The following is a 13,195-nucleotide window of genomic DNA, read 5'->3' on the forward strand; positions in this document are numbered from 1 at the left end:
TTCGAAGATCGCCAGTTTGTGCCCGTATGTCATCGGCACCTCGGATCGGCACCCTTCGCATCTGAAGGTTTTGATACTCTTGATCCAGGAGCCTTTCCGGACGATCGTCCTGGAGCAGCGTTGGCATTGGAACATCAAGTTCTTGTCATGCAGGTCACTTGAAAGGGGCATCATCCCTCCTCGCCGAGCGGACTGTGCCGACGCGCCTTCACCCACGAGGTTATGCCATGTGCTGCAGCACAGAACCGTGACGGATGTCACATGCACAGGTTGCACCCACCACCAACGCTCCCTCTTGGCCAACCCTCAATGTCGGCCATCTATTAGCAATCAACGATATATTAATGCCTGACGTGCCAGCCTGTTCAAATCGGGAATTTCCCGATCGGCGATCCGGCACTCGGTGTGCCGAGACGCTCGACCGATGCGGAGCAAACGCATGAGTGTCGAAACAGCATTGGCGCAGCTACTGCGCATGATTCACCGTCGCGCCCTGAATTTGGCAGCCCTGCCGGACGATGAGAGAGATCCATATTACGACAGCATCCGCCGATCCTGCTGCGGAGCGGCCGAGCACATCGGTCAATCCCCCGACAACGCCGCCATCACCGCAAACAGCATGGTCGAATTTACCCGGGCGATGGTCGGTATCATCGAGGCGGAGCAGGGGTAGGCCGCAAAGCCGACACGCTGGTGTTGAGCTTGGAAGGTGTCGAGACGCGCGCTTACCGCTAATGCCGAAGGCTGCAAGATGTGGATTGCAGGGGCACTTCGTCGATCAGCTTCCTGGCGACGGTTATCGCGGACCATCCCACATGTCCGACGACAGGTGCTTGGTTGTCGGCATCACCGGCCAGCAAATATCCATAGGCCCGCCGGGCAGCAACCCATTCAGCATCCGATCTGACCTGTGGCCGTCCTGGGCGTATTCAAGCCCATACCCATGCGATTCAACGTCTTCAATATCGACATAGACCTTATCGCTTGGATTCGAGTCTCTGCCCGCTGGTTCCTCTGTGATGTCGCCGTGCACCGGGATTTCTACGGTCACGTTTCACATGCGCGAGGTCCCGGTGCGGGCGCGAAGTGGGGATCAACAAGGTTTGCGCCACCAGACGCCGGTCCAGTCCACCTGCTCCATTGGTTCGGTGATGTTACGTGCGCCGCGAAAATCCTCGACTGCCGCTCGGCAGGCAGGGACGGCGCCATAATCGTCGATGATGATGAAGCCGCCAGGTGAGAGCCGGTCATAGAGGTTATCCAGCGCCTCGATAGTCGACTGATACATATCGCCGTCGAGCCTGATCAGGGCGAAGTGTCGGTCGGCGAGCGTTGGCAGTGTGTCGCTGAACCAGCCCTTAAGGAACTCGACCTGATCGTCAAGCAGGCCGTAAGCGGCGAAGTGCCCCTGAACCGACTCGAGAGGGATTGCGAGCTGTTGAAACTTGTGGTGCGTATCTCCAGCGTCCGCCGGAAACCGGACGTCGTCTGACGGCGGCAAGCCCTGGAATGAATCGGCGACGATCACCTTACGGTCGGATACCCCGTGTGCTGCCAGTAATCCTCGCATCAAGATGCAGGCACCGCCGCGCCAAACCCCGGTCTCGATAAAATCTCCCGGGATCTCATCCGCGAGTGCCGCTTCAGTAAGGGTGCGCAAGTTTTCAAGCCGCTTCACCCCAATCATGGAATGGGCACGCGAGGGCCAGTCTCGGCCCTCGGTACGAAGGGCTTCGGCATAGGTGCCCCCCGACCAGGGATCCTGCGGTATGTCCTGATAGATGGTATTCGTGATGCAGCGGATCAAAAGATCCCCATAGAGGCGGGCAGCCATCTTCCCGTCGACGGACATGTCGAATTTCCTTACGCGTTGATGGCCGGACTGATAGCAGCGCCGGCAAACCGGGGGCAATCGCCGCGCGTACTGTAGATGCTGCGATCGTCTTACCATCACCTCGCCCACGTCGCCGTGCACGGGGATTTCTACGGCCACGTCTGACCTGCGCGGTCAACTGAGATGAGAGAGGCGCAGCCCAGACCGCGCCCTTCATAAACTTCTTTGGAGGCCTGTTCTCCGAACGCCGACCCGCGAGCCCTACTCCGCCGCCTCATAGCCCGCAATGCCCTTGATCTCGAGGAAATCCTCCAGGCCGTATTCGGCATATTCACGGCCGTTGCCGGACTGCTTGTAGCCGCCGAAGGGCAGGCCGGCGTCCCAGGCCGGGTAGTTGATGTAGACATTGCCGGAGCGCATGCGAGCCGCCACTTCGCGCGCCTTGTCGATGTCCTTGGCCTGGATGTAGGAGGCAAGGCCGTAGACGGTGTCGTTGGCCTGCTCGACCGCCTGCTCGACCGTGTCGTAAGGCATGATCGACAGCACCGGGCCGAATATCTCCTCCTTTGCGATGCGCATGTCATGCGTGACATTGGCAAAGACGGTCGGGCGGACATAGTAGCCGCGATTGAGCTCGGCCGGGCGGCCGGGACCGCCGGCGACCAGCGTGGCGCCTTCGTCGATGCCGCTCTGGATCAGGTCCTGGATCTTGTCGAACTGGATCTGGCTCACCACTGGGCCAAGCTTCGAGGTGGGCGCGTCGGCCGGGCCGACGGTGAATTTCTCCGCAGCTTTCTTCGCATAGCCGGCCGCCTCGTCATGCCGGTCGCGCGGCACGAACATGCGGGTCGGCGCGTTGCAGGACTGGCCGCTGTTGCCGAAGCAGCCGGCGACGCCCTTGGTGACGGCCCGTTCCAGATCGACATCGGGGAACAGGATGTTGGCCGACTTGCCGCCAAGCTCCTGATGCACGCGTTTGACCGTGTCGGCCGCCGCCTTGGCGACCAGGATGCCGGCGCGGGTCGACCCCGTAAACGACATCATGTCGACATCCGGATGGCTGGCCAGCGCCTGGCCGACCGTCGGACCGTCGCCGTTGACGAGATTGAACACCCCCTTCGGCACGCCGGCCTCGTCGATGATCTCGGCGAAGATGATGGCGTCGAGCGGCGCGATCTCGGAGGGCTTCAGCACCATCGTGCAGCCGGCGGCAAGCGCGGGACCGACCTTGCAGGTGATCTGGTTCAGCGGCCAGTTCCACGGCGTGATCAGGCCGACGACGCCGATCGGCTCTTTCACGATCAGCGACGAGCCTTTGACGTGGCGGAACTGGAAGGTCTTCAGGACCTCCGCCATCTTTTCCAGATGCGCCAGGCCGACGCCGACCTGGCTGTCCAGCGCCATCTGGCGCGGCGCGCCCATCTCGCGCGAGACGGCGAGCGCAAGGTCCTTGCTGCGCTTCTTGTAGATGTCGATGACGCGATTGATGATGTCGAGCCGCTCCTGGACCGAGGTGAAGCCGAAGGTGGCGAAGGCGCGCTTGGCTGCGGCCACCGCCTTGTCGACATCGGCCTTTGAGCCTAGCGAAATCTGGGCGAAGGCGTCCTCGTTCGAGGGATCGATGACGTGGAGCGTGTTCGGGACGACCGGGTCCACCCAGGCGCCGTCGATATAGAACTGCAGATTGTGGGACATGGTTTTACTCCTCGGCCAGCGGTGGGTGCTCGATTGTAGCGGATTGGGTCGTCGTATACAGACAGAGATAACGATGCCGCAAGCGCCCTGTCAAACGCAAGCGCCGGCGATTGAGCCAACCGTCCGTCGAGCCTGACGTGTCGGCTGAAGTCGACTGGAGCGGACTACGGCAGCGTATGTCCAGCGTCAGCCAGCAACCGCGCCGCCACAGCTTGATCGGCGGCCTTCACCAGCAGGTGGTCGCCATCGAAGGTGGACACCACGAAGATGCCAAGGCCGTTCTCCGACAGCGGCCGAATGACGGACAACACGATGCCGGTTTCGCCAAAGGCGAAAGGCCCTTCGAATTTGAAGGCGACCCAGTCGCGATCTTGCCTGACGGCAGCCGGTACTCGCTCCTGCAGACAGGTGATCGAAAGCTCGTCCTCGGTTCTGGCGATGCTGACGAAACCCCGCCCGTCCGCCCAGTCGGGAATGCCATGTCCGGCTTCCAGCCGCGCGATCGCGTATAGACCGGGCAGCTCCTTCAGCCTGATCCTGGCAGCCATTGCCACGCTCCGATTGCCGGTCATCCCGCGATCCTCTTGCTCATATAAACGGTCGTGCCGTTCATGAACGGCTCTTCCCGGTCGACCGAATAGCCCTGTCGCTTGTAGAGCGACACATTGGCCTCGAACGCGCCGTTGGTCAGCAGGCGAAGCTCGTGGCGCCCGGCCTCACGCGCCTTGCCCTCTGCCCGCTGCAGCAACAGCCGGCCGATCCCCTTGCCCTGCGCCTCCGGCGCGACGCAGACATTCTCGATCCAGAGATGATCGTCGGCGAGCATAGCCTCAAGCATGCCGACGATGCGATCTCGCGAGACGGCGAGGTCGAATGGATGATCCGCGACAGCCTTGTCGTAGTCGGCGCGCATCGGCAGCGGCTCGCGGCCGATAACCGGCACCCATTTGGCATAGGCTGCACGCACGATGTCGCGAATGGCGGCGGCGTCCGCCGCCTCGGCCGCCCGAAACCGGATGGAGGATTCGATGGTCATTGCAAGGCTCCAGATATGAAGAACCCCGCCGGCTGATATCGCGGGCGGGGCAGGAAACGAACGAACCTTATTTATCGTGTCGGGTCTATCGTCGCGCAATCAGCCTCTCACTCCGCACTCGGCGAAGATGGCGTCGCTTGGCATTGGCGGGCGCGCGGGCGAACATGGCGGCAAGCTGGAGGAGGAACCGGCAAGCGTCAAGGCTCGGCCGCTGTCGGTCATTAGGCCAAACCCATTGGCGGGCCACCTACCCATCGGCAGCGGCCAACCGTTCGTAAAAATCGATCATTATAACTCGAATAATTCGTTGGAAAGATTGGTTCTGGAATGGCATTTCGGCGACGAGAATGCCTGGAGAATTCGATTGTCTTTCCTGCCCGCCACCGCGAACGATCTTCCAAATCCCCTGAACCTTGCCGCTCCCCAGCGCAAGCGCCCTGCCCTCACGGCGCTCTCGGCCGGCACTATGCCGGGGTTGGTCCTGGTGGCGATGATCACCAGCGTCGCCTACTCGGCGCGCGGCTTCTCGGGCCTCACCTTGTTCAGCCCGATGATCCTCGCCGTCGTCGCCGGCATGATCTATTCCAACGTGCTCGGCGTGCCCGGCCACGCCAAGGCCGGCCTCGCCTTTTCGCAGAAGCGCCTGCTGCGCTTTGCCATCGTACTTCTGGGCTTCCAGCTCACGCTCGGCCAGGTGGCGGGGATCGGGCTTGGCGGTGTCGGCATCGTCGCCGCCGCGCTCGCTGCCACCTTCCTCTTCACCATCATGCTCGGCAGGCTGATCGGGGTCGACCGCAAGCTCGCCCAGCTTATCGCCGCCGGCACCTCGATCTGCGGCGCCTCGGCGATCGTCGCCACCAACATCGTCACCGATGCCCGCGACGAGGACGTCACCTATGCGGTTGCCGCAATCACGCTGTTCGGCACTGTCGCCATGCTCGGCTTCCCGCTGCTGGTGCCGGTCTTCGGCCTTGACCAGCACGCCTTCGGTCTGTGGGCGGGAGCCTCGATCCATGAGGTCGCGCAGGTGATCGGCGCCGGCTTCCAGAACGGAACGCTCTCCGGCGAGACCGCGACCGTCGCCAAGCTGACGCGTGTCGCCATGCTGGCGCCGATGGTGATTGCGCTCGGCCTGATAGCGCGCCGTGGCAACACCCACGCTACCGACGCCAAGGCGCCGATGCCCTGGTTCGTCGCGGCCTTCGCGGCCGTCGTGGCGCTGAACAGCCTGGTCGCGATCCCGGCGCAGATTCATTCGGCGATCGCCTTGGCCGCGCAGATCATGCTGACCATGGGTCTCGCCGCCATGGGCCTGCAGGCCGATATTTCGGAGCTTCGCTCGCGCGGCCTGCGGCCGCTGATGCTGGCCTGCTCGGCCTTCATTTTCATCGCCACGTTCAGTCTGGCGCTGGTAAAGCTCGTCTGAGACGGGCCGGGCCTCACCTCTCAGTCTTCGTCATCTTCCTCGAACTCGCATGCCGCGACATAGATCGCGGCGAGCTTCTCGATGCCTGCCTGGTCTTCCTTGTCGAAGCGGCCGGGCAGCGGGCTGTCGAGATCCAGCACCCCGAACGCGCCTTCGGCGTCGCGCAGAAGAACCACCAGCTCGGAACGCGAATCGGCATCGCATGCGATGTGGCCGGGAAATTCGTTGACGTCCTTGATCAGCATCGACATGTCGAGCTCGATGGCCTTGCCGCAGACGCCCTTGCCGACGGCGATGCGAACGCAGGCTGGCTTGCCCTGGAAGGGCCCAAGCACCAGCTCGTCCTCGGAGGCCAGGAAATAGAAGCCGGCCCAGTTGAGGTCGGGCACCATCTGGTAGATCAGCGCCGCTGTATTGGCGGCATTGGCGACGGAATCGCCCTCCCCCTCCAGCAGCGCTTTCAACTGCGCGGCTAACTCTTCGTAGAAGGCCTGCTTGTTGCTCGTATCGATTGCCGTTGCCGCGAACATCGCTTGATCTCTCCGTTGCAAGCCGGCCGCGCGGCCAGCTACAGTCCACCTCTCTCTGCCACCAAAATCGCCGCCGGGAAACAACCTATCGTGACCTCCAGCCATTCCAGAACAGTGACGGCCATGACGATCCGTATCGCCGCCGCGGTCATCCGCGACGACGGTGGAAGGCTGCTGCTGGTGCGCAAGCGCGGCACAAAAGCCTTCATGCAGGCCGGCGGCAAGATCGAGCCGGGCGAATTGCCGGCCGTCGCCCTTGCGCGCGAATTGCGCGAGGAATTGGGCATCGTCGTCGATCCGGGCGCGGCTTCGCATCTCGGCTCCTTCTCGGCGCCCGCCGCCAATGAGCCGGAGACCCAAGTCGAGGCCGAGCTGTTCGAGTTCTCCATCGCCGGAGAACCGGTCCCGGGGCGGAGATAGAGGAGATGATCTGGCTCAACCCGGAGGCGGAAGCCGGCTTCGAACTCGCGCCGCTGACCGCAACCTTCGTCCTGCCACGCTACGGCCGCCAGCCATGAGTTCACGTAGCCAGGAAAAACCGGCGGCGGGCGGCGCGCCTTTGACCTTCGCGGTGCTGGTCTTTCCCGGCTTTCCGATGATGGCGTTTTCTTCCGTCATCGAGCCGCTTCGCGCCGTCAATGTGCTTGCCCGGCGCGAGTGCTACCGCTGGGTAATCGTCGGCGCCGATCCCGGCACGGTCCAAGCTTCCAACGGCGTCGTCATCCAGCCCGGCTTTTCCGCGGCGGACGCGCCGAAGGTCGACCGCATTGTGGTGTGCTCCGGTGGCGATGCCGATCATGTCGTGGCCGACGAGGCGATGAGCTGGATCCGCAAAAGCCTGCGTGGTGGCGCGCATATCGGCGCGGTGGCGGACGCCGCCTTCTTCCTCGCCCGCGCCGGCCTGCTCGATGGCCATGCCTGCACCTTGCACTGGACCAGCCAAGCCGCCTTCACCGAGGCTTTTCCGGATATCGAGCTTCGGCGCGACCTCTTCGTCATCGACCGCAAGCGCTTTACCTCGGCCGGCGGCGTCGGCAGCCTCGACATGATGTTGGAGATCATCACGCGCGACTGTGGCGCCGAGATCGCGGCGGGTGTCGCCGAATGGTTCGTGCACAGTCCACTGCGCTCCAGCGTCGACCGCAAGCTGATGCCGCTCAGGTTGCGCACCGGTGTGCAGAACGAGCTCGTGCTGTCGGCAATCGCGATCATGGAGGACGCGGTCGAGGAGCGGCTCGGCATGGCGGAGCTCGCGGGGCGGCTCGGGGTGTCACCGGACAAGCTCGAGCGCAATTTCCGCGCCGAGCTGGATATCTCGCCCAACGGCTATTACCGGCGGCTCAGGCTGAAGCGGGCGGCCGACCTTTTGGCGCATTCGACGCTGATGGTGCGCGACGTGGCTTTGGCGTGCGGCTTTGCGTCGATGTCGAGCTTTGCAAGGGCGTTTCGCGAAGAGCATGGGCATGCGCCGAAGGCGATGCGGAGGCATTAATGCGCCTCTCACAATTACGCTGAGTTCCGTCACACCCCTCCCTGGCCCGCTAGCGTTGCAGCCCTGACGCGGCACTCAGCACAACATTTGCGGAATACCGCACAAGCTCAAAAGCCGACCCGGCTATGTTCGCGCGAACAGGAGGACGCTCATGAGCATCGTCGTATTCGACCCCGACAGCACCGAGGATGTGGACTTCAAGGACCGCATGCGCCATCCGGCGGCGGCCGATCCCGCGGGCGGCATGTGGCTGTCCGACACCGAGCCGTCCTTCATCGATGCGGACGCCTTGCGTAAGGGACGCCTCACCAAGCTGCGCACATGGATGCGCGAGGCGGGCTATGGCGGCGTCGTCCTGTTCGACCCCTACAACCAGCGCTACGCCACCGGCTCGCGCAACATGTTCGGCTATTTCCTGCGCAACTCGACCCGCTATTTCTTCATCCCTACGGAAGGGCCGATCGTGCTCTTCGAATATCCGCAGAGCTACCATGTCTCGATGGTGCTCGACACGATCGACGAGGCGCGGCCATCCAAGTTGGTCTGGTCGTCTGTCTCCGGCCGTGACGACGAGACCGCGGGACCCTTCGCCGACGAGATCACCGAGCTTCTGAAGAAGCATGGCGGCGGCTCGATGAAGCTTGGCCTCGACCGCTGCAGCCACCTCCAGGCGCTTGCGCTCGAAAAGCGCGGCTGTGAGGTGAAGGACTGCCAGGGCGAGATCCTCGCCGTGCGCGCGGTGAAGACGCTAGAGGAAGTGAAGTGCCTGCAAGCGTCGATGGCAGGCGCCGAAGCCGCGGTCGCGGCGGTGCGCGAGGCGATCAAGCCCGGCGTTTCAGAAAACGAGCTCTTCGCCATCATGTATCACGAGGTGATCCGCCAGGGCGGCGAGTTCATCGAGACCCGCCTGCTCACCTCCGGGCAGCGCACCAATCCCTGGTTCAACGAGGCGAGCGGGCGCAAGATCAGGCCGGGCGAACTGGTGGCGCTCGATACCGATACGATCGGCTGCTACGGCTATTATTCCGACTTCTCGCGCACCTTCCGCTGCGGCCCGGGCAAGCCGACGCCGTACCAGAAGTCGCTCTACCGCATGGCGCACGACCAGGTGCAGCACAATATCGGGATCGTGAAGCCCGGCATGGCTTTCCGCGAGATCGCCGAGAAGGCATGGAAAATCCCGGACCGTTTTGTAGACCAGCGCTACACCTCGGTCATGCACGGCGTCGGCATGCATGGCGAGACGCCCTTCATCGCACACGCGATGGACTATGAGACCTATGGCCGCGACGGCATCATGGTGCCGGGCATGGTAGTCAGCGTGGAAAGCTATATCGGCGAGAAAGGCGGCCGCGAGGGCGTCAAGCTCGAGGACGAGATCCTGATCACCGAGACCGGTACGGAACTGCTCTCGCGCTTTCCGTATGAAGACGAGTTTCTTGACAATTAGCCTCGACGCATCGACAGCACATTCCACATGAAGACGCCCATTTCCATCCGGCGCGGCACGGTGGCCGCGGTGTTCATCGATCTCCAGGAGGAGCATCGTAAGGACAAGCGCTATCTGGTCGAGGGGTTCGACGACATCCTCGCCAATGTGCGGCGCCTACAGGAGGCGGCGCGGCGCAATTTCGTGCCCCTTTACCACTGGGCCTATATCGTCGACCTCGCCGAGGCGCGGCCGTTCCATCCCGTCGACGAGAGCGGCAAGTCTGCCTTTTCCGACAAGGACGATCCGCTGACCGCGATCTGCCACGAAGTGGCGCCGCGAAACGGCGAAGCCATGCTGGTCAAACAGGAAGCCAGCGCCTTCGGCAAGAACGATTTCGGCGACAAGCTCAAGGCATCCGGCATCGAGTGGCTGGTGATTGCCGGCGTCTGGACCGAGGCCTGCATCGACGCCACGGTGAAGGACGCGGTGGCCCGCGGCTTCCGCGTGCTGCTGGTCAAGGATGCATGCGGCAGCGCAAGTGCGGCCATGCACCAGACCGGCATCCTCAACCTCGCCAACCGCCTCTATGGCGGCGCCGTCACCAACACGCTCGACGCCTGCCGGCTGATGGCCGGCGACACGGTCAATGTCTGGCAGGTCGAGGGCTCGGTACCGCTGCGTTTCACCTTCGAGAATGCGGCGCAACTTTACGCCGAGCTCTGACGTCCGTGGCCAGCAACCCGAGCGATCCGGCGAACCAAGGCAAATATGCCGACCGGCTCGATCCGGAGCTGTGGGACTATATCGACAAGGTCAACAGTTGGTACCCGCCCGAGATCGTGGCCGCCCCCATCCCCAAGCAGCGTACGGTCTACAACCGGATGTGCGCCGCATTTCACCAGGGGCGTCCTGAAGGTGTGACCAGCAGTGACGGCATCGTCGCTACGGCGGCGCATCCGATCCCGATCCGCCGCTATCTCATGGCGGGCAAGCCGGCGGCGGCGGTCGTCGTCTATTATCACGGCGGCGGCTTCGTACTAGGCGACCTCGACAGCCATGACGACATCTGTGCCGAGATCTGCGCCGGAACTGGATTCGAGGTGGTCTCTGCCGACTATCGGCTGGCGCCAGAGCATCTGCATCCAGCTTCCTTCGACGACGTGCTGGCTATGTTCGAATGGGTTGCCGCGACCAGCACGCTGCCGATCTTACTTTGCGGCGAGAGCGCCGGCGGCAATTTGGCCGCGGCCGTGGCGCAGGCGACGCGCCGCCATCCCCGGCACGCGTTGGGCCAGATGTTGATCTACCCCGGCCTGGGCGGCGACGAGAGCGGGCGGTCATATATCGAACATGCCGAAGCACCGCTGCTCACGCTCGCCGATATCGACTTCTATCGACGCGTCCGTTCCGCGCCCGGGCAGTCGCTCGACGATCCCACCTTTTCGCCGCTCCGGGACGGCGATTTTTCCGGCCTGCCGCCGACGATCATCGTTACCGCCGAATGCGATCCGCTGTCGTCGGACGGCGAGAGCTATCGCGACCGCATCCTTGCCGCGGGCGGACAAGCGCGGTGGCGCGAGGAGCCGCGGCTGGTGCACAGTTTTCTTCGGGCACGCCCGACGGTACCGCGCGCGGCGGAGGCGTTTGGGCGGATTGTCGCCGACATCGGCGCGCTCGGACGGGGCGAGTGGCCGTATTGAATAGCGCTCCCCCTCACCCGGCTTCCGCTTCGCATGGCTGACCTCTCCCCAAGAGAGACAGGAGCCTGTCAGTGCCGTCTGAGTCAACTTCAGTCTGCGGAACAGCGCACAAGAACTGCGGAAAATCAAACATTTCGCCGCGGAAAGCGGACCTATCATTCCTCACAGGCAACGGCGCCCCGCGGTCGCATCCGCCCCCGCGCCTGGCGATCCCGGGGCGATCGTTGGCTTCGTGCAAGTCCTTGCCCCAACAGACCGCCGCGCGGGCAACGTACGCCAACAACAGAGGGAACGACGATGAAATTCATGCTGACCGACAGGAAACTGCACCCGCGTGCGGAGCCGATCGCCGACGATTTCAAGAAGGGCGCGATCAGCCGGCGCGAATATCTCGCCCTTATGGCCGGCTTCGGAGTCAGCGCCGCCGGCGCAATGGCGCTGGGCGGGATCGCCCCCTCGCCTGCCCGCGCCGCCGAGCCAAAAAAGGGCGGCGTGCTGCGGGTCGCGATGAACGTCAAGGGGTTCAAGGATCCGCGCACCTTCGACGGTGTCGAGATGTCGAATGTCGCGCGCCAGTGCAATGAATATCTGGTGCGCTGGAACACCGACTTCTCCTTCGAGCCCTGGCTGTTGGAAAGCTGGGAGACCAGCGACGACGCCAGGACCATCACGCTGCACGTGCGCAAGGGCATCACCTGGTCGAATGGCGACATATTCAACGCAGACGACGTGATCCACAACCTCAACCGCTGGTGTGATGCTTCCGTGGCCGGCAATTCTGTCGCGGCGCGCATGGGCGCGCTGGTCAACGCCGACACCAAGAAGCCGGTCGAGGGCGGCATCCAGAAAGTCGACGACTACACCGTCAAGCTCAACCTGCCCAAGCCCGACATCTCGCTGGTCGCCGGCATGGCCGACTATCCGGCGCTGATCATGCACCGCTCCTATGAAGGCGATGCCGACCCGAAGAAAGCGTTGGCGATCACCACCGGCCCTTGCGAGTTGGTGAGTTGGGATGCCGAGACGGGCGCTGAGGTGAAGCGCAAGGACAAGCCCTGGTGGAAGGGCGAGTTCCATCTCGACGGCATCAAATGGGTCGACTACGGCTCCGACCCCAACGCCACGTTGTCGGCCTTCGAATCCGGCGAGATCGACACCGACCACGAGACCGCGTCGGACGCAGTGTCGCAGACGGATAAGATGGGCCTGCAGAACTCGGAGATCGCCACCGGCTCGACCATCGTCGCGCGCTTCAATGTCTCCAACGCACCATATGATGACGTCAAGGTACGACGCGCGGCACAGCTTGCCGTCGACAATTCGGCGGTGCTGAAGCTCGGGCTCGACGGCCGCGGAAAACCCGCCGACAACCACCATGTCGGCCCCATGCATCCGGAATTCGCCGATATCGGCCCTGCGGTGCGCGATGTCGACCAAGCCAAGAAGCTGATTTCGGAATCCGGCAAGGCCGACCACGAATATGAGCTGATCTCCGTCGACATCGAATGGCAAAAGAGCACCGCGGATGCGATCGCGGCGCAGATCCGCGAGGCGGGCTTCAAGATCAAGCGCACAGTGCTGCCGGCCGCGACCTTCTGGAACGACTGGAGCAAGTTCCCCTATTCCTGCACCGAATGGCTCGGCCGCCCACTCGGCGTTCAGGTGCTGGCCTTGGCCTATAAATCGGGCGCGGCCTGGAACGAAAGCGCCTATTCGAACAAGGAGTTCGACGAGCTTCTCGACAAAGCGCTTGCAACGCCGGACGCCGCGGCGCGCAAGGAGATCATGGCCAAGATCGAGCAGAATTTGCGCGACAGTGGCATCATCATCCAGCCCTACTGGCGCTCGGTCTACCGCACCTATCGCAAGGGCGTGCAGGGCTGCGAACAGCACCAGGCGCTCGAGCAGCATTTCGAGAAAGTGTGGTTGGAGTCCTGATCCTGCCAGGACTGAGCGGGGGGGGGGGGGGGGGGGGCGGCGCCCGCCGGGGGGGGGGGGGGGCGGGGAAGAACAAAAAAAAAAAGGAGGGTATGATAGTGACAAAAAAAAA

The 13,195-nt window shown here is 63.4% G+C and carries 13 protein-coding genes; 8 read left to right on the forward strand and 5 right to left on the reverse strand.

From position 1 onward, the window contains the following. The first annotated feature begins 439 nt into the window (after nucleotides 1-439). Nucleotides 440-673: a hypothetical protein gene (locus P9272_RS18795; protein WP_278161681.1), complete on the forward strand. Its 234-nt coding sequence runs from the start codon at nucleotides 440-442 to the stop codon at nucleotides 671-673. Nucleotides 674-1,093: 420 nt separating this feature from the next. Here the strand turns inward: P9272_RS18795 and P9272_RS18800 are convergent, their stop codons facing one another. From P9272_RS18800 to P9272_RS18815, 4 genes are all read right to left on the reverse strand, one after another. Then, complete coding sequence (locus P9272_RS18800) at nucleotides 1,094-1,852, reverse strand: TylF/MycF family methyltransferase (RefSeq protein WP_278161682.1); 759 nt, start codon at nucleotides 1,850-1,852, stop codon at nucleotides 1,094-1,096. A gap of 243 nt (nucleotides 1,853-2,095) precedes the next feature. After that, complete coding sequence (locus P9272_RS18805; protein ID WP_278161683.1) at nucleotides 2,096-3,529, reverse strand: aldehyde dehydrogenase family protein; 1,434 nt, start codon at nucleotides 3,527-3,529, stop codon at nucleotides 2,096-2,098. A gap of 164 nt (nucleotides 3,530-3,693) precedes the next feature. Continuing rightward, nucleotides 3,694-4,077, reverse strand: coding sequence for an ACT domain-containing protein (locus tag P9272_RS18810; RefSeq protein WP_278161684.1), 384 nt, complete (start codon nucleotides 4,075-4,077; stop codon nucleotides 3,694-3,696). Nucleotides 4,078-4,097: 20 nt separating this feature from the next. Continuing rightward, a complete protein-coding gene (locus tag P9272_RS18815) occupies nucleotides 4,098-4,565 on the reverse strand; it encodes a GNAT family N-acetyltransferase (RefSeq protein WP_128259377.1) in 468 nt (155 codons plus the stop codon). A 364-nt stretch (nucleotides 4,566-4,929) separates the two neighbouring features. Here P9272_RS18815 and P9272_RS18820 point away from each other — a divergent pair, with 364 nt between their 5' ends. Beyond that, nucleotides 4,930-5,991 carry a YeiH family protein gene (locus P9272_RS18820; protein ID WP_278161686.1) on the forward strand — a complete coding sequence of 354 codons (1,062 nt, stop codon included), beginning with the start codon at nucleotides 4,930-4,932 and terminating at the stop codon, nucleotides 5,989-5,991. A 20-nt stretch (nucleotides 5,992-6,011) separates the two neighbouring features. Here P9272_RS18820 and P9272_RS18825 read toward each other — a convergent pair whose 3' ends face one another. After that, nucleotides 6,012-6,521, reverse strand: a complete 510-nt coding sequence (locus P9272_RS18825; RefSeq protein ID WP_128259378.1) for a GAF domain-containing protein — start codon at nucleotides 6,519-6,521, stop codon at nucleotides 6,012-6,014. 123 nt (nucleotides 6,522-6,644) lie between these two features. Between P9272_RS18825 and P9272_RS18830 the strand changes: the two genes are divergently transcribed. From P9272_RS18830 to P9272_RS18855, 6 genes are all read left to right on the forward strand, one after another. Then, the gene (locus tag P9272_RS18830; RefSeq protein WP_278161687.1) at nucleotides 6,645-6,941 is read left to right on the forward strand and encodes an NUDIX domain-containing protein; all 297 of its coding nucleotides are present in this window, start codon (nucleotides 6,645-6,647) and stop codon (nucleotides 6,939-6,941) included. Between the two features lie 94 nt (nucleotides 6,942-7,035). After that, entirely contained in the window at nucleotides 7,036-8,013 is a 978-nt protein-coding gene (locus P9272_RS18835) for a GlxA family transcriptional regulator (RefSeq protein WP_128259379.1), read from the forward strand. A 151-nt stretch (nucleotides 8,014-8,164) separates the two neighbouring features. After that, nucleotides 8,165-9,463 carry a Xaa-Pro peptidase family protein gene (locus P9272_RS18840; protein ID WP_128259380.1) on the forward strand — a complete coding sequence of 433 codons (1,299 nt, stop codon included), beginning with the start codon at nucleotides 8,165-8,167 and terminating at the stop codon, nucleotides 9,461-9,463. A 27-nt stretch (nucleotides 9,464-9,490) separates the two neighbouring features. Beyond that, complete coding sequence (locus tag P9272_RS18845) at nucleotides 9,491-10,168, forward strand: isochorismatase family protein (protein WP_128259381.1); 678 nt, start codon at nucleotides 9,491-9,493, stop codon at nucleotides 10,166-10,168. 5 nt (nucleotides 10,169-10,173) lie between these two features. Further along, complete coding sequence (locus tag P9272_RS18850; RefSeq protein WP_278161688.1) at nucleotides 10,174-11,145, forward strand: alpha/beta hydrolase; 972 nt, start codon at nucleotides 10,174-10,176, stop codon at nucleotides 11,143-11,145. 297 nt (nucleotides 11,146-11,442) lie between these two features. Next, a complete protein-coding gene (locus tag P9272_RS18855) occupies nucleotides 11,443-13,083 on the forward strand; it encodes an ABC transporter substrate-binding protein (RefSeq protein ID WP_278161689.1) in 1,641 nt (546 codons plus the stop codon). The last annotated feature ends 112 nt before the right edge of the window (nucleotides 13,084-13,195 follow it).

The organism is Mesorhizobium sp. WSM4976, assembly GCF_029625685.1.
In the GTDB taxonomy this organism is placed as follows: domain Bacteria; phylum Pseudomonadota; class Alphaproteobacteria; order Rhizobiales; family Rhizobiaceae; genus Mesorhizobium.